Raw genomic sequence first — 25,125 nt, 5'->3', positions numbered from 1 at the left:
ACCGCAAGCAGTCGCATTATGCGACCATTGGCCTATGGCTCCGCGCCCCTCCCCTCAGACCGAACGGGTCGTGAACCTGTTCGAGCATCTGGCAAGTGACGGGAACCGGGGGATGACATTGGCCGAGGTATCGCGGCATCTGGGCGTGCATAAGGCCAGCTGCCACTCGATGCTGTCCGAGCTGCTCCGGGCCGGCTGGCTGTTACGAGACCCGGTTCGCAAGACCTACCACCTCGGTCCCGCTCTGGTCCGGCTCGGGCGAGAGGCCGAAAGCCACTATCCGGCCCTGGTATTGGCCCGCTCGGCGATGGCCGAGTTGTCGGCCGCGACGGGCGCACACTGCATTGCCTTCTCGGTCGGCGACGACTGCGCCACCGTCGTCGATCAGGTCCGCAGCCCTCACGGCGGCGGTCACCCGATGCCCATCGGCACCCAGTTCCCCCACCGCCCGCCATATGGGGCGTCGATCGTTGCGTGGTCCGGGCCAGATGCTAGGGAGCGCTGGCTGGCCGCGTTACCCGCGGACGTCCGCGATCGCTATCGCCAGGCTCTGGCCGCCGCCAACCAACGCGGCTATGCCGTTGGGCTACATATCCTTCCGGACCTGCGCCTGCGGGAGCTGGCGCAGCTCGTGCGTAGCGCCGAGGTACGTTCCGCTCGGCTGAGCCAGCTGGCGCAGGCGTTGACCGACGAACTCATCCACACCGAGGAGTGGTTTCCGGTGAACTTGGACCCCGACCGCACCTACGAGGTGAGCCACATCGACTCGCCGATCCTTGAGCAGGAGTCGCGCATCGCCCTCATGCTCAGCCTGGTTCCCAGCGCCGAGCCGATGAGCGGTGCGGCGGTCACCCGTCTGGGGGTGCAGCTCGCTTCTGCGACTCGCCGCCTAAGCGCTGCCTTGACCGGAGAATCGCGTACCGGCTGAGAGTGTTACGCCAGCATCGGGTCGATCGCCGATCGGGGCACGAGCACCTGCGGCGCCCCGGCTGAGTCGGGCAGCAGCACGCCCTGGTCGAAGAAGAAATACACCCCGTCATTGACCACCGCGAAATTCTGGTAGTTGTCCGGGTTGTACAGCGCGGTCGTCGCGATCGGCACGGGCGGTAGTGTCGGCGCAGTCGTCGTCGTGGCCGCCGCCGGCTGTCCCGGCTGCGCCGGCGGGGGCGGCGGTGCCTGCTGCTTCTGCAGTTCGGCCTGGACGATCGGCGCGACGGTCTTTAGCGGATCGTCCACCCGCCACAACGGCGTGTGTTCTTTGTCGTCCGATGCGGCGGTGTAGGTGATCGCCTTGCGATAGGTCTGGTCCCAGTTGAACGCCTTGTACATCTGCGGATGCGGGGCACCGACGCTTTGGGAGACCTTGAACACGACGGCCTGCGTACCGCGCGGGGGAATCGCCGAGCTGTATTCCGTCGGCTTGATCTTCAGCTCATACGGTGTATCGCGGGGCGCGCCCGACTTGGCCGCGTTGAGGAACCCGTCGCGCGTCTGGGAGATGAATTCGGCGACCGACTTCTGGTCGGGGTAATCCAGCGGGATGCTGATGTCGACGTTGTACCCCGGGTCGGAGAGCTGGATCTCACACGTCTTGCCGGTATTGGCGCCCTTGAGGTCGGCGCAGTAGTCCTTCGGGGCAGCCGCGGCAATGCCGGCAGAGCCGAAGATCGTGGTGGCTGCGGCGAGCATGGCCACGCTGAACAAGCGCATGGTTCAAATCCCTCCAAGCAAACGCGGCACCGCGCCGCGGACGTGAGACAGCGGGCGGAGTTACCGCTGCATACCGTAGTCCAAGCCCGGGCTTCGGGTGACAGGGCGGCGAAGGCCGGTATACATCACTAGATGTATGATGACGTCATGCGCACGCAAATCACCCTGACGGACGAGGAGGTCGAGCTTCTCGATCGCGCCGCACGATCAAGCGGTGCATCGCGCTCCGAACTCATCCGTCGGGCGATTCGCGCCACGTACGGCAGCGGAAGCAAAGAAGACCGGGTGGCCGCGCTGAAGCGAAGTGCCGGCAGCTGGCGTAGACGTGACTCCACTGGCGCCGAATACGTCGACGCGGTTCGCGGCGACCTCAACGAACGCCTGAGCCGGCTCGGCCTGGCGTGAAGCTGCTCGACACGACGATCGCTGTCGACCACTTGCGCGGCGAGCCGGCCGCTGTCGACTTTCTGGCGACGGTTGTCGGAAGCGGCGAAGACTTAGTAGCAAGCGAATTAGTCCGATTCGAGCTCCATGCAGGCGTACGCGACAAAGAGCTCGATGCGCTCGAAGAATTCTGCTCTGCCCTGCGTTGGGCCGCAGTAACCGAGGAAATCGCCCGCGTCGCCGGACGGCTTGCCCGTCGTTACCGACGAAGCCACAGCGGTATCGGTGCTGTTGATTACGTGATCGCGGCCACCGCAATTGTCATCGACGCCGACCTGCTCACGACCAACGTGCGTCATTTTCCGATGTTCACCACGTTGGAGCCGCCGTACTGACCTCTTTTTGGGCCGTCAGGGCGCGTCGAGCGTGGGGGAAAGTACACAATCCGACCACTTTTCGTCCATATCCCCCACGTTCGACGAACCGGAAACTGGGCCGCAGCGCTGCTCCCCTGCTGGCACGGCGACTACGTTTCAGCCCGTGGTCTTCGGTGAAACCTAGCCAGATGGACACCAGCACTTTTCTCGAACGGCTCAACGAGGATCTGGCTACGGAGTATCAGTCGATCGTTCAGTACACCCAGCACATCGCAACGATCAAAGGACCCGAATACCACTCGATCACCGAGGAACTGGACAGGCACCTCGCCCAAGAGCTGCAGCACGCGAAGATCCTCGCTCAGCAGATCGATTTCCTCGGCGGTACGCCGACCGTGACAGTGCCCGGTGTGCCCGACGTTACCGACGGCGCGTCGGCGTTGAAGGCTGATGTGGAACTGGAACGGCGTCAGCTGGACCGCTACCGCCAGCGCGTGATGGACGCGACCGACCTGGGATTGCCGGATGTCGCCGAGGCGCTACGGCCGTTGTTGCAGCAAACACAGGATCACGTGCGGGAACTGGAAGACGCACTCGGCGGCTGAACCCTCCCACATCGACTTATGCCTGAAGTATTCGGCGACGACCGCATCGACGACGTCACACCTGGCGACATGATCGCTGTCGAGCGCGGCTCTGGCGAACAGCTCTACAAAGTGGTGTTCAAGGACTCGGGCGACGACGGCTGCGTCGTCACGCTCGAGGACGACGACGGTGAAACCTTCCAGCTCCAACTAGCCGCAGGCACCTTGGTGCGAAGGCATCCGGAATCGAAGTGGGAATCACCGCAGAGTCCTACACCGCACACCAAGGATTAGCCTCCAGACCCGCTATAGCGCGGCACCCACTATGGGCTTGGCCCAATCCGGTGTGGCGGTCAGATCGGCCGGCCCGACGATGCGACCGCGCTTCGTGTGCAGTACCAAGACCGGCTTGGGTGCCTGCCCGGTCGCGGGATCCGCGGTCGCGGAATTGTCATACACCCGAAGCTCGGTGAGCATCGGAAGCAATGTCACGAGATTAATCAGGCTGTGGCGATAGCGACGACGGATGTCGGCTTCGGGGATGTCGTGTCCGCCAGCTTGGACCCTCTGTCGCACCCGCTGGATATGGGCATCGGCGCTGCCGAGCCCGACATAGATGACGTGGATCTCGATGCCACGCTTGGCGGCTTTGGTCAGCAGCCCCGGAATCGTGCTGCCGCCCAATGTGGTCTCAATGGTGAAGTCGAGGCCTTGAATAATCGCTCGCTCCAAGAGCTTTCGACCCTGTTCCCATGCCGCCGCGTTAGCCTCGATCTGGGTAAGTCCTGGGTTAGCCGCCATGATCTCGCGTGCGGCCTCATCCGGGTTGTAGTACTCACCGCCCTTATCGCGGATCGTCGCGCCGATGATGCTGCTCTTGCCCGCTCCGTTGACGCCCGCCAACACGTGTATCTGGGCCCGCGTAGTGGTTTTGGGAACCATGGGCCACCCAGGATCACCGCGACCGGGCGGTGCGCGCCGCTTTCACCGCGGCGGCACCCAATTCCTCCGGTGTGGCGTCGAAGGCCGCAGCGACTCCGGCCTTGGCTTTCGGTGTCTGCATGGTGGCCAGCAGCTTGTCGAAGCGCTCAGCCAGATCGTCGAGCGGTGGTGTGGCCGATGCAGTCAACGCCTCGAACTCGGCATACGACAACAGCACCGCCTTGGGGACGTCATGCTTGGTGATCACCACGGCGCCACCGACGGCGGCCTGTTCGAAGACTGTGCCGAACTCGTTTTTGAGACGGGTGGCGGCGACCACGGGTACATCGACGAGCTTCCCGTCGCGGTTGCGGTATGTGACCGTGGACATGGTGGGCGCTCTCCCTCGGTTAAGGCCTGCATGCTGGGTCTATTTTAGCTGATCTGTCTATTTTGCGTGTTTTGTGCGGATCCCACGCCGGTGGCTGTAGTGACGGACGCACGCTGTTAGCAGCCGCGAACTAATCATGAACCGCGTTGCGACAGCGACAGGCGCGTTTCTGCTTCGATGCGTCAGTCCGATGATGCGTGTCGTTGGTAGGCCGACAGCGACGCCATCCGGGGATAGAGGATCGCTGGACCGAGCCATCGCGCAATAAAGCGGCGTAGTTCAATTCCGTCGCGCGGCAGCTGGCCGGGATCGGTCAGGAGGGATTGCACTGTGCGCAGGGTCATTTCGGCAAGTTCATGAAGCCCGGCGCTGTTGAAGCCATGAAGCTTCCAATCCACTTCGAGGCGGTGGAAGACCGACAAACAGAATGCGATCGCCGTGTCGGACGTCATCGAGATGATCGCCTCGCCCTCAATCCGCCGAGTCAGCAAATTCACCAGCTGTGGATCACCAGCGAGGTTCTCGATTCCAAACGACAGGCTTTCGACAATCGCGGTGACGGGATCGTTGAGTCCGCGAACGTGTTCTACGACTTGGTCAATAAACCCGTCGACTGCACGCATTGAGCTGGCGATGAGCAGCGCGTCAGCATTGGGAAAGTAGCGGTACACCGTCTGGCGCGTGACACCGAGCCTGCGGGCAACGTCGGCAAGACGTATCGCCGATCCGTGCTCGGCGACCTCCTCGTCTACCGCAGTCAGAATTCGCGAAATCGCCTCCTCGTCCGATGAGGGTGTCAAACCCGCCCAGCCACGACTACGCATCCGCCGTCACAAGCCTTTCGCTGGTGAATTCGATCGGAAGCGTTGTCGGACCGGTCATTCCCAGCAGGGATTTCCACGGTGCCGGACCGACGCGGTGGGTGGCGGGGAGGCGACGGGTGAGGACTGTGAGTGCTTCCGCCAGTTCGCGGCGTGCGAGGTTCGCCCCGAGACAGTAGTGCGCGCCACCGCCGAAGGTCAGAATTGGGGGCACGTCCTTCCGCGCGATGTCGAAGCGGTCAGCATCGTCATAGATCGCTGGATCACGGTTGGCTGCAAAGGTATTCACGAGTACGAAGGTTCCTGCCGGGAACGTGTATCCGGCGAATTCAACGTCGTCAGTGGCAGTCCGCGGGACGATACAGGCCGCGGGCGAGTGGCGCATGCTCTCCTCGACCGCCTGCATGGCAAGTTCTGGATGGTTGCGCAGCTTCGCCCATTGATCTGGATGCTCGCAGAGCACCTGCACCGATGCGGCTAGTTGGTTCCGCGTCGTATCCGTCCCCGCCATCAAGAAGCCGGCCACCAGCATGCGGAGTTCGTCGAGATTGAGACGGTCACCGTCGCTTTCAGCGCGGATGAGTTCGGAGAGCAGATCATCGGTCAGACTGTTTCGGCGGGCGGCGACCATGTGGTCGACGTAGGCGTCGAGTTCACCCCATGCGCGCATGATCGCAGACTCATCGAAGGTGGCATCCGGCTGGAAGTTGAAGGCTTTGAAGATCTGCTCAGTCCAATCTACGAACAGATGCCAATCCTCGCGAGGCGCACCGAGCAGCGCGCACATGATCGGGGTGGGGTAGCGACGCGCGATGTCGGTCACGACGTCGCACCGCCCGGCGTCCACCACCCGATCGATCAGCCCGTTCACCACCTCGTAAATCGTGTCTTGCAGACGTGCTGTCGCGCGCGGCGTGAACGCCTTGGAAACCAATTTGCGTAACCGAACATGTGGGGCACCGTCCAGGCCCAGGAGGCTATTCGCCATCTTGTCGTACAACGGACCCGAGGTGATGCCCTGCGCCGCCAGAGTGATACCGGGCGGTAGGCGGAATCTGTTGTCGCGCAATATATCCCGAGCCAAACCGTAGGACAGGATTTCCGGGCCGAGGGGTCCGATGGCAATGGGCGCGCACGATTGCGCCTTTCGGACATCCTCAAGAATGTCGTGCGGAGTGGCGGTGAGGCTGTAATTGAGCGTGGGGAGGCCGGCGTCGAAAACGTTGGGAGCGGTGCTGTCCACGTTCATCGATGTCTCAACTTCCGTTGCGCCCAGACAGGCGGGTTATGGACATGTATGCCACGAATGTATGACCACTACTCAAACCCCGTCAAGACTAGGCGGGATATTCCGAGGTAAACAAACTTGTCAACTGCTATGGTCATACGAGTTGTCACTTGATGTCGGATCGGCACATCAGGGGAAGCTTCGCGGGGCCCAGCCAGGTGTGCAGCGTTTGCCGCGACACTCCTACCTTCTCGGCTTTCAGGCATCACCCGAAGCTGAAATGTCAACCATCAGCCGAGGTCATACAGAATTATGGTGGGGCGGGCGGGGCTCGAACCCGCGACCAACGGATTATGAGTCCGCGGCTCTAACCAACTGAGCTACCGCCCCGTGGGTGACGGCACCATGTTGCCATGTCCGTGTGCCGTCAGCTGAACACCGTCTGGCCGTCGGCGTCGAGCAGATATTCCTCGGTGCCCTGCTCAACCCGCGGCGCGTCGGCACCCAACGATACGGCGATCTTGTTGCTGGCGTTGCGCATCACATCGAAGGTCAGCTCGACCGCCTCGGCTTCCGAGTAGTGCGCCCGCACCGCCGCCGCAACGCTTCGGTCGATGTGCGCCGGCGACCAGATCAGTGCGTCGACATATCGCAGCGCCGCCTTCTGCCGATCGGTCAGCAACGCCGACGCCTCGAAGCGCTCGATGTCGCCGTACAGCGGCTCCGAGCCGCCGGCCGCCAGCGCCGTCGTCTCCCGCAGAGACTTGCACAACCGGCAGTTGTGCTGAGCCGCCCCGCTCAACCGGATCAACTCCGAAGTCAGCGCGTCGAGTTCGCGCAGCCGCGCCACCGCCGGCAGAAATCCGTTGAACACCGCGTCGGCCGGATCGGTGGAGCGATCCCAGGCAATCGGCTCGGTAACCCACCCCAGGTGCTCCTGGCCGACCCCAAGCGTTTCCAGCCCGGCGCGCACGCGGGGAACGAAGTCGGCGATATACATCTGCACCACGGCGCCAAACGTCTTGTCCCCCAAGGCGGATGACAACCGCGACCGCTGCTCGTCGCTGATCATCGACACGTCGACGCTGAATTGTTCGGCGAACTCGGCAACCACCTTTTCGGCATCCGACTGCGGCCCGTCCACCGCGCCCGGCAGCGGCGGTAACGACAACGCCCGCGCGCACACTCCTCGTACTACAGCTCCGCCGGGCAGCGCCACCAACGGCGTCAACAATCCGCTCATCGCAGAATTATTGCGCCTGGCTGACCGACGACATGTGAAAGTCCGGGATTCGCAGCGACGGCATGGCCGCCCGGGTGGCCCAATCGCCCCACTCCCGCGGCAGCGTCACCTCGCTGGCGCCGACCTGGGTTGCCCGCCGCAGCAGATCCAGCGGGCTCTCGTTGAACCGAAAGTTGTTGACCGCCCCCACAACTTCGCCGTCGGCGACGAGGTACACCCCGTCGCGGGTCAGCCCGGTCAGCAGCAACGTGGTGGGGTCCACCTCCCGGATGTACCAAAACGTGGTCAGCAGCAGCCCGCGCTCAGTCTCGGCGATCATGTCCCCGAGCGTGGAGTGGCCGCCCGTCATCAGCAGGTTGTCGGCGGCGACGGCCACTGGGGCGCCGAACTCGGCGGCCGCGGCCCGCGGGTAGGCCAGCGCGTTGATCACGCCGTCGCGCAGCCAGTCCACCCGACCGATGTCCATGCCGTTGTCGAAGATCGACACCGTTTCCGACGAACCGGCAGCGGCCACGAACGGTCCGCACTCCAGCCCGGGTGCAAAGGGGTCGGAGTACAGCGTCAGCGGCATGTCGGTGAGCCGCTCCCCCACCCGGGTTCCGCCGCCGGGCGCCGAGAACGCCGTGCGGCCCTCCTGCGCGCCGCGACCGCTCATCGTCCAGCCCAGATAGATCATCATGTCGGCCACGGTCGACGGCGGCATGATGGTCTCGTAGCGCCCCGCGGGCAGCTCCAGAATCCGTCCCGCCCAGCCCAATCGCGTAGAAAGCTGCTCCAAAAGCAAATCCGTTGGCACGTCGACAAAGTCAGCAGTGCCCACACCAGCCCACGCGCTGGCTCCGCCGCGCTTGGCGTTGATCTCCACCGAACCGGTGGGCTGGGTGTAGCGCCGGCGCAACCCGGTCGACGTCGCCACGAACGTCGTCTGCAGCTCATGGCGGGCAAAGCCGTACAACTGATCCCCGCCGCCAAATCCCCGCCGCAATGCACCCGCGACGTCGGCGAACACCTCCGCCCCGGTGGCGGGTACTGGAGCATCCCAATTCTCGGGCACGCCAATGCCGGGCAGCAGCGGGGCGGCGTCGCAGGACTCGGGCGCGGAGCGGGCGGCCTCCGCCGACTTTTCTACCAGTGCCGGGATCAGCGACGGGTCTACCTCGGCGGTGCTGAGCGAGCCAACCCGTGCGCTGTTGCCTTGGCGCGCAATCGAAATCACCGTGGTTTTGCGGCTGGTCGACACACCGTTGGTGGTCATCGAGTTGTTGGCCCACCGCAGCGACGCCTCGCTGCGGTCAGCGACGATCACGATCGTCTCGTCGGCGCGCCGCGACGCACCCAATGCCGCGTCGACAACCTGCTGCGCACCGATCATCGGCCCGCCTCTGCACGAGTGTTGAGCACGTTGATACCGCGAAATAACGCCGACGGGCAGCCGTGGCTGACGGCGGCGACTTGTCCCGGCTGGGCCTTGCCGCAGTTGAATGCCCCGCCCAGCCGCCAGGTTGACCGCCCGCCGACGGCTTCCATCGCATTCCAGAAGTCGGTGGTGGTGGCCTGATAGGCCACATCGCGCAGCTGCCCGTCCAGTTGCCCATTGCGAATCCGGAAGAACCGCTGCCCGGTGAACTGGAAGTTGTGGCGCTGCATGTCGATTGACCAGGATTTGTCGCCGACGATGTAGATGCCGTCGTCGACACGGCCGATCAGATCGGCCGTGGTCAGCTCGTCCGCGCTCGGTTGCAGCGACACGTTGGCCATCCGCTGGATCGGCACGTGATGCGGCGAGTCGGCGTACGAGCAGCCGTTGGACCGCGGCACCCCGAGCCGCGGCGCGAACACCCGGTCGAGCTGGTAGCCGACGAAGATCCCGTCGCGCACCAGATCCCAGCTTTGCGCTGCCACTCCCTCGTCGTCGTAACCGATACTGGCCAAACCGAATTCGACGGTGCGGTCGGCGGTCACGTTCATCACCGGTGAGCCGTAGCGCAGGCTACCGAGCTTGTCGGGAGTGGCGAAAGATGTTCCGGCGTAGGCGGCTTCGTAGCCGATCGCGCGGTCGTATTCGGTGGCGTGCCCGATGGATTCGTGGATGGTGAGCCACAGGTTGGTCGGGTCGATCACCAGGTCTTTACGGCCGGGCGTCACGCCGGGCGCTTTGACCTTCTCGGCCAGCAGCGCCGGGATCTCGGTCAGTTCGTCGCTCCAGTTCCACACCTCGTCGCCGGCCACCACCTCCCAGCCCCGGGCCGTTGGCGGAGCCAGCGTGCGCATGGTGTCGAACTCCCCTGCCGCGGCGTCGACGCTGACCGCCTCCAAGCCCGGCATGATCCGCACCCGCTGCTGGGTGATCGTCGACCCGAACGTGTCGGCGTAGAAGGTCTGCTCCTTGACGGCCGTCACCCCGGCCGTCACATGGTCGACCCCGTCGGCGGCCAACAACCGGCCCGAGTACTCGGCCAGCACGGCGACTTTGGCGGCGGTGGACACTGTCAACGGGTCGATCTCGTAACTCGACGCCCAGGTGGCGTCGCGATACACCGGCTCGGGCGCCAACTCGATGCGCTCGGCGTTCAGCGGCGCCAGCGCGGTGGCCACCGCGACGGCGCGCCGCGCGGTCTCCGCGGCGACGGGCGCGGACAGTTCGGCGTGCGAGGCGAATCCCCAGGTGCCGTCGACGATCACCCGGACCGCCAACCCCAGTTCGCGGCTGGTCACCGCCGTCTCCAGCTCGCCGTCGCGCAGCCGGACTACTTCGGTGGTGATGCGGTGAACCCGCAGGTCCGCATGGCTCGCCCCCGCCGCCGTGGCCGCCGACAGCGCGGCGTCGGCCAACTCGAGGCGGGGCAGGTCGAGAAAGTCGTCGTCGATTCCCCGGTTCGGCGTCACGACTCCACCGTAGCGAGCGGCTTTAATACACCCATGGCGCGACGGTCGACTGCGCTGGGGTACGCACTGCTGGCCCCCAGCCTGTTCGGCGTGGTCACGTTCCTGCTGCTGCCGATCCTGGTCGTGGTGTGGCTGAGCCTGCATCGCTGGGATCTGCTGGGTCCCATCGAGTATGTGGGGCTGGCCAATTGGCGCTCGGTGCTCGGCGATTCGACATTCGGCAACTCGCTGCTGGTGACGCTGTTTTTCGTGGCGATCGTGGTTCCCGCGCAGACGGTGCTCGGGTTAGCGGCCGCGACGCTTCTGGCGCGGGGGTTACCCGGCACCGGGGCGTTCCGCACGCTCTACGTGGTGCCGTGGATCTGCGCGCCGCTGGCGATCGCGGTGTTGTGGCGCTGGATCCTGGCGCCAACCGACGGCGCAGTCAGCACCGTGCTGGGGCACCGCGTCGAGTGGCTCACCGATCCCGGTCTGGCGTTGCCGGTGGTGTCGGCCGTGATCGTGTGGACCAACGTCGGCTACGTCGCGCTGTTCTTCGTGGCCGGCATACTGGCGATCCCCGCCGAGATCCACGCCGCGGCTCTGACGGACGGGGCGACGGCGTGGCAGCGGTTCTGGCGGATCACGTTGCCGATGCTGCGGCCCACGATGTTCTTCGTGCTCGTCACTGGAATCGTCAGCGCCGCACAGGTTTTCGATACAGTATACGCGCTGACCGGTGGCGGTCCGGCCGGACGCACCGACCTGGTTGCGCACCGCATCTACGTCGAAGCGTTCGGGGCGGCGGCGATCGGGCGGGCCGCGGTGATGGCGGTGGTGTTGTTCGTGATCCTGGTCGGCGTCACCGTCGTCCAGCACTTGTACTTCCGGCGGCGAATCAGCTATGACCTCGTCTAGGGCGGCGGCGGTGTACGCCGGGCTGGGGCTCGGCGCGCTGATCACGTTGGCGCCGTTCGCGCTGGGATTGCTGACGTCGTTCACCTCGGCTCGACAGTTCGCGACGGGCACACCGCTGTCCTGGCCGCGCCCGCCCACGCTGGCCAACTACGCCGACCTGGGCGGCGCAGGTTTCGGCCGGGCGCTGGCGGTCACCGCGTTGATGACGTTGGTGATCCTGCTTGGCCAGCTGAGCTTTTCGGTGCTAGCCGCATACGCCTTTGCGCGGCTGCGCTTTCCCGGCCGTGACGCGCTGTTCTGGGTCTACATCGCAACGTTGATGGTGCCTGCGACCGTGACAGTGGTGCCGCTGTATTTGATGATGGCCCAAGTGGGTCTGCGGAACACGTTCTGGGAGTTGGTGTTGCCGTTCGTGTTCGGTTCGCCGTACGCGATCTTCCTGTTGCGTGAGTACTTCCGCGCGATTCCCGACGACCTGGTCAACGCCGCACGCCTGGACGGCGCCAACACACTGGATGTGATCGTGCATGTGATTGTGCCCGCGAGCAGACCGATCCTGATCACCCTGATGCTGATCACGGTTGTCTCGCAGTGGAACAACTTCATGTGGCCGCTGGTGATCACCAGCGGGGCCAAGTGGCGGGTGTTGACGGTCGCGACGGCTGCACTGCAGTCCCGCTACAACGCACAGTGGACGCTGGTGATGGCCGCGACGACGGTGGCGATCGTGCCGCTGATCGTGTTGTTCCTGGTGTTCCAGCGTCACATCGTGCGCTCGATCGTCGTCACCGGGCTCAAATGACTGTCGAGATTGCGCTGAGGGCTGTGGTTTTCGCCGATTCACGACCCTGGACGCAATCTCGATGACCCGCCCGAGGCGTTCCACGCTGGTTGCCGCCGCAGTCGTACTCGTGGCGGCGCTACTAGCCGCGGCGGCGGTGCTGCTGGACATCTCGGCCACCCCGCGCGGCGGCAAAACCGTGGTGACCGTTCGACTGTGGGACGAGCAAGTCGCCGCGGCCTACCGGCAGTCGTTCGCAGCGTTCACCCGCGCCCATCCCGACATCGAGGTGCGCACCAACGTGGTGGCCTACGCCACCTATTTCGACACCCTGCGCACCGACGTGGCCGGCGGCAGCGCCGACGACATCTTCTGGTTGTCCAATGCCTACCTCGCCGCCTACGCCGACAGCGGACGGCTGATGAAAATCGACGCGAAGCCGAACTGGGAACCGTCGGTCGTCGACCAGTTCACCCGTGCCGGAACCCTGTGGGGGGTACCGCAACTGACCGACGCCGGCATTGCCGTGTACTACAACGCCGACCTGCTCGCCAAGGCCGGCGTCGACCCCGCACAGCTCAGCACCGTGCGATGGAGCACCGACAACGGCGACACGCTGCGACCGCTGCTGGCCCGGCTCACCGTCGATGCCGCCGGACACACAGCGCGCACAGCGGGTTTCGACCCGCGACGGGTCCGGCAGTGGGGCTACAACGCAGCCAACGACCCGCAGGGGATCTACCTCAACTACATCGGGTCCGCGGGCGGGGTTTTCCAGATCGGTGACCGGTTCGCGTTCGACAACACCGGCGCTCGCACCGCGTTCAACTACCTGGTCCAATTGATCAACGACGACCACGTCGCACCGCCGGCCTCGGACACCAACGCCAACAACGACTTTTCCCGCAACCAGTTCCTGGCCGGCAGGATGGCGCTGTTCCAGTCCGGCACCTACAACCTGGCGGCGGTGGCCGAGCAGGCCGGTTTCCGCTGGGGAATCGCTGTGCTGCCCGCCGGCCCGAAGGGCCGGGTCAGCGTCACCAATGGCATTGCCGCAGCAGGCAATTCGGCTTCCGAAAACCCGGCCGCGGTACGACAGGTGCTGGACTGGATGGGCAGTAAGCTGGGCAACGAATATCTGGGTCGCCAGGGCAGCGCCATCCCCGCGGTGCGGTCGGCTCAGCGGGTGTACTTCGACTACTGGGCGGGCAAGGGCGTCGACGTCACACCGTTTTTCGCGGTGCTGAACGGGCCGCGGATCGCGGCACCGGGCGGCGCGGGTTTCCCCGCCGGGTACCAAGCGCTCACACCGTACTTCGACGAGATGTTCCTCGGCCGCGGCGACGTGGCGACGATCTTGCGCGAAGCCCAGGATGCGGCCAATGCCGCCGCACGCCGTTAGACGCCGAGCATCAATTCCGCCGCCAACGCGGCGGCGCACACCACGGCGGTGATCGAAAGCGCCACCCAGTCAGCCTTCTTCGGCCGCGACGGGGCGGCCGAGATCTGACCGGTGCCGCCGCGGGCGGTGATCGCGTCGCCCATCTCGTCGGCGCGCCGCAGTGTCACCGTGACGGCTGTCGCGAGCAGGTCGACCAGCTCCACCCATCGGCGTCGCCGACGCCCGCGCCGCGACGTCGGTACCTCCCTGGGCCGCAACCGCCGAGCGGCGTACAGCACCCGGAACTCGTCGATCAGCATCGGAAATGCCCGCAACGCCAGCGCCAGCGCGACCGCCCATTCGTCGACCGGAATCCGCAGGAATCGCAGCGGTCGGCCCAATGTCGCAACGGCAGGCGCGATTTCGGCGACATTGGTGGTCCACGACACCATCGCACCCAAGCCGAGCAACACGATCGACAGCGCGGTGATGCGCAGGAAGTTCAACAGCCCGCCGAGCCCCAGGGAAACAGCGCCCAGGTGGATCATCGGGTCACCGCCGGCCAGTGCCGCGGTGATCCCGCCGAACGCCAGCAGGATCCACAGCCAGGGCGGCACCGACGGCAGGGCACCACGCGGAATACGGGCGGCGCGGGCCGCCGCCAGCACCAGTGCGGCCACCAGAGCGATCGACGCCCAGCCCGGATAGAACGTCATCAACACCGAAATGCCGAAGACCACAATCAGTTTGGTGCCGGCCCACAGGTCGTGGACGGGCGAGCCATGCGGTATCGGGCGCAACAGCAAGACCGGCCGCGACGGCCGGCGGGTGGGCGCAGCGGTCGTCATGACACACCTCCGGCCGTCGCCGACGCCGCCTCGAGCATGCCGTTGCGCAGATGCAGTGTGCGGGGGCACAACTCCTCCATGCCGGCAAAGTCGTGCGAGATCACCACCACGGTCAGCCCTTGCTCGCGGCGCAGATCCTCCAGCAGCCGCAGCAGGCCGCGCTGACTGACCGCGTCCAGCCCGGCGAGCGGCTCGTCGAGGATCAACGCGCGCGGCGAACGGGCCAACAGGCCGGCCAGCACCACGCGGCGCATCTGGCCGCCGCTGAGTTGGTCGATACGCCGCCCCGCCAGCGCGGCATCCAACCCGACAACGGCCAGTGCGTTGGCGATCCGGTCGTGGTCGTCGGGCGAAAAGCCGGCCGCCGAGGCCACCTCCCGATCCACCCGGCTGCGCATCAACTGCAGCCTGGCCGCCTGGAACGACAGCGCCACCGCGCCGACCTGCTCGTGGGTGGGCCGCCCGTCGAGCAGGCAAGTGCCGGTGGTGGGCACTGTCAGCCCGGCCATGATCCACGCAAGCGTGGACTTACCGGATCCGTTGCCGCCGTGGATCAGAACCCCGTCGCCCGGATACACCGAGAAGCTGACGTCGCGCAGCGCGGTGGTCTCCCACGGTGTGCCACTGCCGTATTCGTGGCCGACGCCGGTCAACTCGAGCACCGGCGCGGCGTCCGAGTGGTCGACGGAGACGGTAGCAGCCGGCGCGGCCCTGGTCTCGACCATCTCTGTGTTGTCCGGTGAATCACTGAGATTGATTGCGCGGTCGGCGGATTGGGCCTCGTCGTGGTAATGCGTGATGTGAATCAGGGCGGTGCGGTGCCGCTCGGTCAAGCCGGACATGATGCCCAGCAGCGCTTCGCGGCCCTGCTGGTCGACCATGCTGGTGACCTCGTCGGCGATCAGCAACGCCGGCTCGCGCGCCAGCGCCGCCGCCATCGCCAGCCGCTGCAGTTCTCCGCCAGAGAGGCTCCCGGTGTCACGTTCGGCGAGCCCGTCGAGCCCGACTTCGGCCAGCAGCCGGTCCACGTCGGTGGTTGTGCCCGGCGGCAGTCCCCACACCACGTCGTCTCCGACACGCGTTCCCAGCACCTGGCTTTCGGGGTGCTGCATGATGACCGCGGTTCCGCCGACCCGGCCCAGCCCGACCGCACCGGGACGTTCGACGGTGCCCGACGTGGGTTCCCGCCCGGCCAGGATCAGCATCAGGGTGGTCTTGCCCGAACCGTTGGCGCCGGTGACCGCGACGTGTTCGCCGACGTCGACCTCCAGGCTCACCGGCCGCAGCGCGTCCTGGTGGGTGCCTGGGTAGCGGTAGCGAACCCCATCCAGGCGCACCGGAACCGGTGCAATAGGCCCGGTTTCGGCCAGCGCGTCGAGTTTGTGCACGTCGGGTATGCCGCGCATCCGGTCCAACACTCGTGACAGTGCCCACCAGCCGATCAAAGACACGATCATGATCGAGATGACGAAGTTGCCCAGGAGCAGCCACGGCCAATAATGCGCCGCGGCGGCGAAGAAGCGCTTGAGGCCGACGGCGGACTGCTCCAAGCCAGACCGCGTCATGACCGCCGCGATCCCGTCGACGTTGGCGGCGATCGCGGCAAAGATCAGATGCCGAAGCCGCGCCAGCACCGCCAGCGCGGCCACCACCGCCGCCCCGAACACTGCGCCGGCCACCAAAGACGCGGCGATCACCGTCGGGGTGCCACGGCGCCGGCGCTTGACGATTCCGCACAGCCCGCCGATGTAGGCGCTGTGGACGACGGTCATGAAGCCGCCCATGCCCGCGATCAGGAAGGCGATGATCCCAGCGGCCACGGTCGCCGCGATCAGCACACGCAACCGGTAACGGTAGGCCAGCAGACCCATCGGAACGGTGCCCAGCAGCGCCAGGCCGGCCGCGAAGGGGACGACCACCGCGATGATTGCGGTTGCGGCGCACAAGGCGGCCATCACCGATGCCTGGGCGAGTTCACCAGGGCGCAGCGATCGCGCCCGTCGCGCAGGAATCGCTGTGGCAGCGGCGGTCATCTCACTGATTCTGCCAGGTGTCGGCGGGTGTGCGGTGTTCGCACGCCGTGGCGCCGGTCCGGTGTTTGCCGCCGCGAACTCGCCCGACAGGTGGTGTACATAGCCAAGCTATGCAATTATGGAGGCATGACATCATCCGCGACTGCACGGCCCCCCTCGGGCCGCGACACCGTCGAGGCCGTCCCAGGCCTGGGTGCGGATTTGCTGGCAGTGGTCGCCCGGCTCAACCGCTACGCGACCCAACGGGTCCAGATGCCGTTGCCGGCGGCGCAAGCGCGGCTGCTGTCCACCATCGACGCCCAGGGCGAGGCGCGGATCTGCGATTTGGCCATGGTGGATCACTGCTCGCAGCCCACGATGACCACCCAGGTACGACGGCTCGAAGACGCCGGCCTGGTCACCCGGGCCGTCGACCCCGGCGACGCGCGGGCGGTACGCATCCGCATCACGCCGGAGGGGCTGCGCACCCTCAACCGGGTTCGGGCGGATCGGGCCGCCGCGATCGAGCCGCAACTTGGCCGGCTCGATCCCGCCGACCGCAAGACGCTGGCCGAGGCTGTTGCCGTCCTGCATCGGCTTCTCGACGACGCCGCGCCACCGACCCGCCCCCGCTGACCGCCGGGCCGCCGCGATTGTGGGCGCATGATGGCGGGTAGACAAACCGTTGATCGGCCCACAACGATGGGTGCGAAAGGTGGTGATCATGCGGCCGGAGGCGCAGGCTTCCCCGTTGACCGTCTGGGTCGGATCGAAGCGCTACACCTTCCCCGCCGGCCGCGACGTGACCGTCGGCCGCGACACCCGCTCAGATATCCACCTCGACGGCACGGACACCACCACCTCGCCCACCCACCTGGTGCTGCACCACGACGGCCGCCAGTGGGTGGCGCTGGACCGCAGCCAACACGGCATCTACGTCGACGGCGTGCGCATGTCGACCGTATTCATCCGCGACGGCCGTGCCATCACACTGGGTGATCCGCGACGCGGACCCCGGCTGGTGTTCCAACTGGGCGTGCCCGCCCCACCGCCGCCGCCCAGAGGAGCACCAGCACCTCCGCCACGCGGTCGGCCAAGGCCGGCTCCCCCGCCACCGCAGCGGCCCGCCCCGCCGCGGATGCCCGCACGGCCCGGACCGCCGCGGGTCCAGCCGCCGCCGGCAGATCAGCCGAAAAGCCCACCCTCCCAGGCGCCTACACAGCGATTCCGCTTGCCGCGGCCCCGGCAAGAGCCGGCCCGGCCGCCGTCACCCGAGCCGCGACCGGCCGCGCCGGCACCGCCATCTCAATTGCCCACCACGCGTTTTCAGCCGCCACCGCCGCAGCCTCCACCACCACCTCCGCCACCCACACCACCGCCACCGCCGCCGCCGCCTGAAGTTCACCCGAAACCTCCCGAGCCACAACCGGAATCGCAGCCATCGTGGCCGCAGACTGCCCAACGCAAGGGGCAGAACCTGGTCGGGCGCGTGACCGGAGCCATGCAGCGGCTGATCCCGAACCGGCCCGAGCCACGGCCGCACGAAACGGCGCCGACAAGTCGGTTGCCGCGCGCCGAGGCCGCCGGCAGCGAGACCCCGTCGCAACGCCCAGCGCCGGAACTTGGTGCACTGCAGGCCCGAGGGCTATGGCTAAGCACCGAAGGACAACCGGTGCTCTCCGACGTGTCGCTCAGCGCAGCGCCGGGCACCCTGACCGCGATCGTCGGGCCGTCGCCCGCCGCGGCATCCGCCCTGATCGATCTGCTCGGCGGCGCCGCGCGGCCCAGTTACGGGACCGTCACCCTCGGTGGCCACGATGTGCACGGCGAGTACGACGCGATCCGGCCTTACATCGGCGTCGTGCCGCGGGACGACCTCGTGCATCGTCAACTCACGGTCGAGCAGGCGTTGGGCTACGCCGCCGAATTACGGCTGCCCCCAAGTACTTCGGCCGACGAGCGCCGCAGAATTGTCAACCGGGTCATCGGCGAGCTGGGGTTGAATTCGCTGCGCACCATCCAGGTCGGCAAGCTGTCGGTCGAGCAACGCAAGCGCGCCTCGCTGGCCTCCGAACTGATCACCCAACCGTCGCTACTGGTTCTCGACGACCCGACCGCCGGGCTCGACGCCGCGGGTCAACATCAGATCCTGGCGATATTGCGACGTCTTGCCGAGGCCGGCCGCGTCGTGGTGCTGTCGACCTCGGCGGTCGACCACCTCGACGTCTGCGACCAGGTTCTGGTGCTCACCTCGGCCGGCACCACCGCCTTCGCCGGGCCGCCCGCAGAGATCGACACCAGCTGGCCCGAAATCTTGGCGCAGGTCACCACCGACCCGGACGGGGCCCACCAGAAATTCCTCGCGCGCGGTCAGGAGCCGCCTGCCGCCGCGAAACCCGTTGAGCCGCTTGGCCTACCGGAACACCTCGGCGTGTGGCGGCAAATCGCCGTCGCCGCTCGGCGCCAGGCCTGGCTCCTGGTCGCCGATCAGCGCTATTTCATCTTCCTGACGATTCTGCCCGTGCTGTTCGGCGCGTTGGCGTTGCTGGTGCCCGGCCAAGCAGGGCTGGGCCAGGCCGACCCGTACGGCGACAGCCCGGACGAGGCTCTGGAGATCATCTCGGTGCTGAATCTCGGTGCGGTCGTGATGGGTACCGCGCTGGCCATCAGGGATGTCTTCCGCGAGCGCCGCATCTTCCAGCGTGAGCAGGCCGACGGGTTGTCGACGTCTGCCTACCTCGCCGCCAAGATCATCGTCTACGGGCTCGCCGCCCTGGTGCAGACCGCGATCATCACCACCGCCGCGGTCGCCGGCAAGGGTGCGCCGGTCAAAGGCGCGGTCCTGCTGGGCAGTCCGGTCTTCGAGCTCTACGTCAGCTTGGCCGCCACCGCCATCGTCTCGGTGATCGTCGCACTGGTGCTCTCGTCGCTGGCGAAGTACACCGAACAGTTGGTGCTTTTGACGGTGCTGTTGATCTTGGCCTCATTGCTGTTCTCCGGCGGGGCTTTTCCGTTGGCCGGCCGCTTCGGCTTGGAGCAGCTCGCCTGGCTGGTGCCGTCGCAGTGGGGTTTTGCGGCCGCGGCGTCCACCGTCGACGTGCATGCAATCAACCTGTTGGCAACTTACGACGAGTCGTGGACCCACTCGGCGGGCTGGTGGCTGCTCGACATGGCGATCCTGGTCGGTTTCGGAGTGTTGGGCGCCGTTTTCGTGCGGTGGCGGCTGCGGCGCGTCGAAACCACCGTCACACCACCATCCCGATGAGCTTGCCGACGGCATGAGTGGCGGCGATGGCGACAGCACCGAACAGCAACTGGCGCGACGCCCCCCACCAGATCGGTTTGCGGGTGAACCGGGTCGCAGCGCCGCCCGCGATCAAGAGACCGACGCCCGCGCAGGCCAGCCCCGCCGCCAGCGACTCGAAACCGAGCAGGTAGGGAATCAGCGGGATCACCGCGCCGACGGCGAACATCGCGAACGACGACATAGCCGCCAGCCAGGGCGACGGCCTGTGGCTGGGGTTGACACCGAGCTCCTGCGCGAGATGGAAGGTGATCGCGCCCTTCTCGTCGCGGTGGATCTCGTCGGCGGCGACCTCGGCGGTGTGCTCGGTTAGGCCCAGCTGCACCAGCATGCCCACGAGCTCGGCCCGCTCGGCATGCGGGCGGGTGCGCAGCGCGCGACGTTCGACGTAGACCTCTGAATCGATCTGCTCGTTGGCGGTGGTCACCGACGTGTATTCGCCGAGCGCCATCGAAAAGGCGCCGGCCAGCAGGCCGGCGATACCGCTGAGCACGACGGCCTGGGTGCCGGCGCTGGCGGCGACGCCGGCGATCAGCGCCGAGTTGCTGACCAAACCGTCCATGGCGCCGAAGCTGGCCGCCCGCAACCAACCACCGCTTACGTCGGAGTGGGTGTGGCCGACGTCGTACTGCGTCATGGCGATATCTAAACTCACCGGCCTGTCGCCGCCTCGACCGCGTTACGGTCAGGGGTATGACCACCATTGCCGAACATCTGCGCAACACGCTCGACGGCCGTTGGCGTGACGTGAAGAACCAGATGCGAGAGCGGCTCACCGACGAGATCTTCGCCCCCCACTACACGCCCAACACGGTGATCGCCCGTACCAAAGTAGCGCAGCAGATGAAGATCATGGCCGACGCCGGCGCCGCCGACGACGGGTTCCGCAAGGAACACGGCGGCACCGGCAACGTCGGCGCGGCCATCACGATGATCGAGATGCTGGCCATGTCGGACCTGTCGCTGATGGTCAAGGCCGGCGTGCAGTGGGGTCTGTTCGGCGGGGCCGTGGAGAATCTGGGCACCGAACGCCACCACGAACGGTATGTGCCCAAGATCATCAACCTCGAGCTGCGCGGCTGCTTCGCGATGACCGAATGGGGCCACGGCAGCGACGTGCAGTCGCTGGAGACCACCGCCACCTACGACCCGCAGACGCAAGAGTTCGTCATCGACTCCGCCACCCCGTCGGCGCGCAAGGAGTACATCGGCGGCGCCGCCGAAACCGCCACCATTGCAGCGGTTTTCGCGCAGCTGATCACGGGCGGCGAGAACCATGGCGTGCACTGCTTTTTGGTGCCGATCCGCGACGCCGACGGCAACGACCTGCCCGGTGTGACGACCTCGGACAACCACTACAAGGGTGGCCTGCCGGGTGTGGACAACGGTCGCATCGTGTTCGACCACGTGCGCATACCGCGGGAGAACCTGCTGAACAAGTACGGCGACGTCGCGCCGGACGGCACCTACAGCTCGCCGATCGAGAATCCGGGTCGCCGGTTCTTCACGATGATCGGCACCCTGATCCGCGGGCGAGTCTGTGTGGGCGGCAGCGCCGGCAACGCGGCTCGGCTGGCATTGGACATCGCCACCCGATATGCGTTGCAGCGCAGGCAATTCACTGCACCTGACGACGAGCACGAGGTGCTGATCATGGATTACCTGGTGCATCAGCGCCGACTGCTTCCGCTGATCGCCAAGTCCTATGCTCTGCAGTTCGCGCAGAACGAGCTGGTGGCCAAGTGCCACGACATCCAGACCGCGGACGCTCCCGACGCCGAAGAGCAGCGCGAACTGGAATCCCGTGCGGCCGGGCTGAAGGCGGCCAACACGTGGCACGCGTCGAAGGCTATTCAGGAAGCCCGCGAGGCGTGCGGCGGCGCCGGTTACATGGCCGAGAACCGGCTGATCGCGCTGCGGGCCGATACCGACGTGTTCACCACCTTCGAGGGCGACAACCACGTGCTGACCCAGCTGGTGGCCAAGGAGTTGCTGACGGCCTACGCGGACGACATTCGCAGCATGAGTCCCGTGGAGTGGGTTCGCTTCGCGGCCAATGCCGTTAGCGACCGGGTGATGAAACGCACGGCCGCCGAGGCGATCATGCAACGGATCATCGACGCCCGCCAGGACAGCGAGGAAGAGGGCAGCCTGTTCAACCGCGGCACCCAGGTCAAGATGTTCGAGGACCGCGAGGAATACCTGCTGTCCTCGGTGGCGCGACGGCTGCAGGCAAAGTCCAACGAGATGTCGGCGTTCGACGCGTTCAACGCGGTGCAGGATCACGTGCTGCACGCCGCGTCGGCGCACATCGACAGGGTGGTGTTGGAGGCGTTCGTCGCGGGCATCGACTCGTGCGAGGACGAAAAGGCCCGCGAGATCCTCGATCTGGTGTGCGACCTGTACGCGTTGACGGTTATCGAAGACGACAAGGCGTGGTATATCGAGCACCGGTATCTATCCACCGAGAGGGCCAAGGCGGTCACCCGCGGCATCAACGACCGCTGCCGCCGGCTGCGGCCCTACGCCGAGACGCTGGTCGACGGGTTCGGGATCCCCGAGCCGCTGCGCTACGCCGAGATGCTTCATCCGGAGAACCTGCCGGACTAGCAGTGGTCTTCGCCGCGCACTGCCCGACCACCAGACGCAAAGTGCCCCAATTCATACCGGCGCGAGGAGCTACTGTGTCTGCTCGGCCGGAGGTCGACCACCGAGCAACGGAGTAGCCAGATGGCGGGGTTTTTCGCGCTGCAAGGACTGCCGAAAGAGTCGCTGACCTACGAGTTGTACAAGTCGGCGAACATCGAAGGGATCGCTCAGAACTGAGTACGTCGGCGACCATCGACGGGCCGTCGCGGTCCCGGCCGTTTTCCGCGATCGGCGCGACCCGGTGAAGCTCTACGTCCAGCCGGCGGCCTGGTGTGCGTGGGCGTTCTATGAGATGTCCGAGGAGAAGCGGCGGGAAGTGGCGCAGCAGTAGACGTAGAAGCAACAGGGCTCAGCGCCGCAGGGACCGTCGGACGCAAACCACCAACCGTTCGTGGTGAACAACCACGAGTGATGACAGGGCCGTCTGGCTTGTTGTCAAGTCGCGGAAGGACTCGAACCTTCAACCGTTCCTGATGAGTGAGCAGGAGTGCGTACTGCTTCACTGCGGCCCGAACGGTGCTGGCCGCGTGCGATAGGTGTTTTCCGACGGACCGATACGCCTCGCTGCGGGCATGTCGGTGGGTCAGAACTGCTGTATCGCCGCGTGGTGCTCAGATGACGGCTCGGCCTGACCGGTGGTTTGCCCGCACCGGTCCTCTGTCCGGTGCGGGGCCCTGCCGGTCGTCGCCGGATTGCCAATCCGAGACCACGCCTGCCGATCGCCGCCGCCGCCCCATGATGGGAAGTGACGGTGGTCGGGTCGGAAGTCTGCTGCCGCAGGGGTTGGATCCAGTGCTGAGCACCCCAGCGGCTGGTATAGGCCGCATCAACCCCGATCACATTGATTCCCCGTCGTGCCGCCATGCCGATCAGGCGCCTGCGGAACTTGGCGGTCGGGATACCGGCCACGGTGCGCCGCAACCGTTTTCCACGCTTTCCCCGGCCTAGGGTTTCGCGGCCAGTGGCGCGGCAGTCGGTAAAGCCGAGGTTTTCAATCACAATCGCACCGCAATTGTGCTGCTGAGCCAAATTCAGGAGTGTGACGATGGCTGCGCGCACACGTCCGTCGCGGTGTAACGCGGCTAGCCCCGCGGTAACAACCTCGATGCTGTTCGGTTCTCCAATCGGGTTGCCCGACGCGTCAAGTACACAGCAGGCCAAATGGTCGGCGTTTAAATCCACACCCAGCACCCGCTCGGCGCGCAGCTCCTCCAGACTGGGTACCGGTTTGGGACTAGTCCTCCAAGAGGCGTCCAAATACCAGCGGCCTCTGTCAGCGTCGAAATGGACGTCGTAGCGCACTGCCTGCCGGGATGCCACTCGCTCAGCCCATTCATCGCCGCGGTATGCAAAATGCACCGGCTGTTCGATCACCACATGCGGGCCGAATTCTGCCGTCAATGCCGCGGGGACCTTGACCCGCAGGCAGCCTTGCGGATCGACGCGGATCGTCTCGTTGCCCCCGACCTTGCCGGCCTCGCCGTCGGCGGTGATGAACATCCGGACCGCATCCCACTGCTGTCGCCACTGCAGCTCAGTCATGTCAGAGTGAGCAAGATTGTGGCGTTGGCGCCAGAGGCGGGTGCCGCCGACCACCATCGATGGGCGACCCTCCGCTAATGCATCCTCCGCGGCGCGCAAACGTCCCCTCAGTACAGCGAGTCGGCGTGTCTTGGTGAACCGCTCCGCCGCGCTCCGATAACCGCGCCGCCCACTCCCCTGAGCCGAGGCGATAACTGTATGACCCGCCTCTGCAGTGCTGCGTTCACCGGGGTGCAGCGCGCACCGCTCAGACAACACGCTCACCGCCGCTTTAAGGTCCGCGACATGCGCTGCCAAACCTCGCATCCCCAGCTGAAACTGGTCCTCCACGGCCCGGGTGATAGTCCCTGCCCAACGCGAAGACGACACAGCGGTAACTGCGCGCTTACGCCCGGCCCGCCAAGCCGCTCGGCCAGCACGATCTAGGACACCGCAGCGGATGCGGCCCGCCAACTCAGCTCGATACACGGATCCGAGGAACACCCCGATTGCGGTCAATGCCACCGCTTCGTCCGCGCTCACATGAATTCTGGTACGAACGCGCACACCCGTCGGGACTGCTGCCACCATCGGCTCGGCCATCCGCCGTAACCGCGCAGGCTCGCTCATACACCACATGCTGGCACCAAGCACCGACAACATCGATGCGGTCGTAATCTGATCTGCATCCGGAGCCAACGCGGGCGTTCAGTAGCTCCCCTGTTCAGTAGCTCCCCCGGGTGGACTCGAACCACCAACCCTTCGGTTAACAGCCGAATGCTCTGCCAGTTGAGCTACAGGGGACTGCCCGTACGACGAGGGATGACTCTAGCTTACGGGCCCACAGCTTCGCCAAGTCACCGCCGCCAGCCGACGCGGTCTGGACACGTGAGGCAGGATGGAGCCACGCACCGTTTCCTGGAGGGGGCCGTTTTGATCCGGTATTTCGTCGTGCTGGGACTGGGTTACGTGTTGGGCGCTAAGGCCGGCCGCCGCCGCTACGAGCAGATCGTCGGCACCTATCGCGCCCTGACCAGCAGTCCTGCCGCCAAATCGGTGATCGAAGCGGGGCGGCGCAAGATCGCCAACCGGGTCTCGCCCGACGCGCGGATGGTGACGTTGACCGAGATCGACGAGGCGACCACCGTCGTCGAGCCGCAACGGAACGCTCGGTAAGCCCCGCGACG

At 66.2% G+C, this 25,125-nt stretch carries 24 protein-coding genes and 2 tRNA genes; 12 read left to right on the top strand and 14 right to left on the bottom strand.

Features of this window, described 5'->3' with window-relative positions:
• Window positions 1-34: 34 nt before the first annotated feature.
• The gene (locus tag G6N47_RS17525) at window positions 35-928 is read left to right on the top strand and encodes an IclR family transcriptional regulator (protein ID WP_083133341.1); all 894 of its coding nucleotides are present in this window, start codon (window positions 35-37) and stop codon (window positions 926-928) included.
• Window positions 929-933: 5 nt separating this feature from the next.
• Here the strand turns inward: G6N47_RS17525 and G6N47_RS17520 are convergent, their stop codons facing one another.
• Window positions 934-1,710, bottom strand: a complete 777-nt coding sequence (locus tag G6N47_RS17520) for an esterase (protein WP_083133342.1) — start codon at window positions 1,708-1,710, stop codon at window positions 934-936.
• Between the two features lie 147 nt (window positions 1,711-1,857).
• On the opposite strand from G6N47_RS17520, the gene G6N47_RS17515 reads away from it, so the two are divergent.
• The 4 genes from G6N47_RS17515 to G6N47_RS17500 all read left to right on the top strand — a co-directional run bounded on the left by G6N47_RS17515 (window position 1,858) and on the right by G6N47_RS17500 (window position 3,349).
• A complete protein-coding gene (locus G6N47_RS17515) occupies window positions 1,858-2,115 on the top strand; it encodes a ribbon-helix-helix domain-containing protein (RefSeq protein WP_083133381.1) in 258 nt (85 codons plus the stop codon).
• Window positions 2,112-2,489, top strand: coding sequence for a type II toxin-antitoxin system VapC family toxin (locus G6N47_RS17510; RefSeq protein WP_083133343.1), 378 nt, complete (start codon window positions 2,112-2,114; stop codon window positions 2,487-2,489). Before G6N47_RS17515 ends, G6N47_RS17510 begins: the two co-directional genes overlap by 4 nt.
• A 170-nt stretch (window positions 2,490-2,659) precedes the next feature.
• On the top strand, window positions 2,660-3,076 hold the full coding sequence (locus tag G6N47_RS17505; protein WP_083133344.1) for a ferritin-like domain-containing protein: 417 nt from the start codon (window positions 2,660-2,662) through the stop codon (window positions 3,074-3,076).
• An 18-nt stretch (window positions 3,077-3,094) separates the two neighbouring features.
• On the top strand, window positions 3,095-3,349 hold the full coding sequence (locus G6N47_RS17500) for a hypothetical protein (protein ID WP_083133345.1): 255 nt from the start codon (window positions 3,095-3,097) through the stop codon (window positions 3,347-3,349).
• Between the two features lie 12 nt (window positions 3,350-3,361).
• Here the strand turns inward: G6N47_RS17500 and G6N47_RS17495 are convergent, their stop codons facing one another.
• The 8 genes from G6N47_RS17495 to G6N47_RS17460 form a co-directional block, all read right to left on the bottom strand.
• Window positions 3,362-3,997, bottom strand: coding sequence for a zeta toxin family protein (locus G6N47_RS17495; protein ID WP_083133346.1), 636 nt, complete (start codon window positions 3,995-3,997; stop codon window positions 3,362-3,364).
• Window positions 3,998-4,010: 13 nt separating this feature from the next.
• Window positions 4,011-4,367 (bottom strand): type II toxin-antitoxin system prevent-host-death family antitoxin, encoded by a 357-nt coding sequence (locus G6N47_RS17490; protein ID WP_083133347.1) that lies wholly within the window; start codon window positions 4,365-4,367, stop codon window positions 4,011-4,013.
• Window positions 4,368-4,549: 182 nt separating this feature from the next.
• Window positions 4,550-5,191, bottom strand: coding sequence for a TetR/AcrR family transcriptional regulator (locus tag G6N47_RS17485; RefSeq protein ID WP_083133348.1), 642 nt, complete (start codon window positions 5,189-5,191; stop codon window positions 4,550-4,552).
• Window positions 5,184-6,437, bottom strand: a complete 1,254-nt coding sequence (locus G6N47_RS17480; protein ID WP_083133349.1) for a cytochrome P450 — start codon at window positions 6,435-6,437, stop codon at window positions 5,184-5,186. The genes G6N47_RS17485 and G6N47_RS17480 overlap by 8 nt, the downstream gene beginning before the upstream one ends.
• 292 nt (window positions 6,438-6,729) lie before the next feature.
• A tRNA-Ile gene (locus G6N47_RS17475) sits at window positions 6,730-6,806 on the bottom strand.
• Window positions 6,807-6,843: 37 nt separating this feature from the next.
• Complete coding sequence (locus G6N47_RS17470; RefSeq protein ID WP_083133350.1) at window positions 6,844-7,659, bottom strand: carboxymuconolactone decarboxylase family protein; 816 nt, start codon at window positions 7,657-7,659, stop codon at window positions 6,844-6,846.
• 7 nt (window positions 7,660-7,666) lie between these two features.
• Window positions 7,667-9,031 carry a metallopeptidase TldD-related protein gene (locus G6N47_RS17465; RefSeq protein WP_083133351.1) on the bottom strand — a complete coding sequence of 455 codons (1,365 nt, stop codon included), beginning with the start codon at window positions 9,029-9,031 and terminating at the stop codon, window positions 7,667-7,669.
• On the bottom strand, window positions 9,028-10,545 hold the full coding sequence (locus G6N47_RS17460) for a TldD/PmbA family protein (protein ID WP_083133352.1): 1,518 nt from the start codon (window positions 10,543-10,545) through the stop codon (window positions 9,028-9,030). The genes G6N47_RS17465 and G6N47_RS17460 overlap by 4 nt, the downstream gene beginning before the upstream one ends.
• A gap of 33 nt (window positions 10,546-10,578) precedes the next feature.
• Here G6N47_RS17460 and G6N47_RS17455 point away from each other — a divergent pair, with 33 nt between their 5' ends.
• The 3 genes from G6N47_RS17455 (at window position 10,579) to G6N47_RS17445 (ending at window position 13,625) form a co-directional block, all read left to right on the top strand.
• Entirely contained in the window at window positions 10,579-11,442 is an 864-nt protein-coding gene (locus tag G6N47_RS17455) for a carbohydrate ABC transporter permease (protein ID WP_083133353.1), read from the top strand.
• Window positions 11,429-12,244 (top strand): carbohydrate ABC transporter permease, encoded by an 816-nt coding sequence (locus G6N47_RS17450; RefSeq protein WP_083133354.1) that lies wholly within the window; start codon window positions 11,429-11,431, stop codon window positions 12,242-12,244. The genes G6N47_RS17455 and G6N47_RS17450 overlap by 14 nt, the downstream gene beginning before the upstream one ends.
• Before the next feature lie 61 nt (window positions 12,245-12,305).
• Window positions 12,306-13,625 (top strand): ABC transporter substrate-binding protein, encoded by a 1,320-nt coding sequence (locus G6N47_RS17445; protein WP_083133355.1) that lies wholly within the window; start codon window positions 12,306-12,308, stop codon window positions 13,623-13,625.
• On the opposite strand, the gene G6N47_RS17440 is transcribed toward G6N47_RS17445, so the two are convergent.
• The gene (locus G6N47_RS17440) at window positions 13,622-14,452 is read right to left on the bottom strand and encodes an energy-coupling factor transporter transmembrane component T family protein (protein ID WP_083133356.1); all 831 of its coding nucleotides are present in this window, start codon (window positions 14,450-14,452) and stop codon (window positions 13,622-13,624) included. The genes G6N47_RS17445 and G6N47_RS17440 overlap by 4 nt on opposite strands.
• Window positions 14,449-16,485 carry an ABC transporter ATP-binding protein gene (locus G6N47_RS17435; RefSeq protein WP_083133357.1) on the bottom strand — a complete coding sequence of 679 codons (2,037 nt, stop codon included), beginning with the start codon at window positions 16,483-16,485 and terminating at the stop codon, window positions 14,449-14,451. The genes G6N47_RS17440 and G6N47_RS17435 overlap by 4 nt, the downstream gene beginning before the upstream one ends.
• Before the next feature lie 126 nt (window positions 16,486-16,611).
• On the opposite strand from G6N47_RS17435, the gene G6N47_RS17430 reads away from it, so the two are divergent.
• Both G6N47_RS17430 and G6N47_RS17425 read left to right on the top strand, forming a co-directional pair.
• Window positions 16,612-17,100 carry a MarR family winged helix-turn-helix transcriptional regulator gene (locus tag G6N47_RS17430; RefSeq protein ID WP_083133358.1) on the top strand — a complete coding sequence of 163 codons (489 nt, stop codon included), beginning with the start codon at window positions 16,612-16,614 and terminating at the stop codon, window positions 17,098-17,100.
• Between the two features lie 88 nt (window positions 17,101-17,188).
• On the top strand, window positions 17,189-19,729 hold the full coding sequence (locus G6N47_RS17425) for an ATP-binding cassette domain-containing protein (protein ID WP_163659671.1): 2,541 nt from the start codon (window positions 17,189-17,191) through the stop codon (window positions 19,727-19,729).
• Here the strand turns inward: G6N47_RS17425 and G6N47_RS17420 are convergent.
• Window positions 19,710-20,405, bottom strand: coding sequence for a VIT1/CCC1 transporter family protein (locus G6N47_RS17420; protein WP_083131635.1), 696 nt, complete (start codon window positions 20,403-20,405; stop codon window positions 19,710-19,712). The genes G6N47_RS17425 and G6N47_RS17420 overlap by 20 nt on opposite strands.
• Before the next feature lie 56 nt (window positions 20,406-20,461).
• Here G6N47_RS17420 and G6N47_RS17415 point away from each other — a divergent pair, with 56 nt between their 5' ends.
• On the top strand, window positions 20,462-22,378 hold the full coding sequence (locus G6N47_RS17415) for an acyl-CoA dehydrogenase family protein (RefSeq protein WP_083131634.1): 1,917 nt from the start codon (window positions 20,462-20,464) through the stop codon (window positions 22,376-22,378).
• Between the two features lie 474 nt (window positions 22,379-22,852).
• On the opposite strand, the gene G6N47_RS17410 is transcribed toward G6N47_RS17415, so the two are convergent.
• On the bottom strand, window positions 22,853-23,959 hold the full coding sequence (locus G6N47_RS17410) for a transposase (protein WP_139799470.1): 1,107 nt from the start codon (window positions 23,957-23,959) through the stop codon (window positions 22,853-22,855).
• Window positions 23,960-24,669: 710 nt separating this feature from the next.
• Window positions 24,670-24,742, bottom strand: a tRNA-Asn gene (locus tag G6N47_RS17405).
• A 129-nt stretch (window positions 24,743-24,871) separates the two neighbouring features.
• On the opposite strand from G6N47_RS17405, the gene G6N47_RS17400 reads away from it, so the two are divergent.
• Entirely contained in the window at window positions 24,872-25,114 is a 243-nt protein-coding gene (locus G6N47_RS17400) for a hypothetical protein (protein WP_372517528.1), read from the top strand.
• Window positions 25,115-25,125: the final 11 nt, after the last annotated feature.

The sequence above is a fragment of the Mycobacterium branderi genome (assembly GCF_010728725.1).
Lineage (GTDB): Bacteria > Actinomycetota > Actinomycetes > Mycobacteriales > Mycobacteriaceae > Mycobacterium > Mycobacterium branderi.
This window is presented reverse-complemented; position numbering and strand designations above follow the sequence as displayed.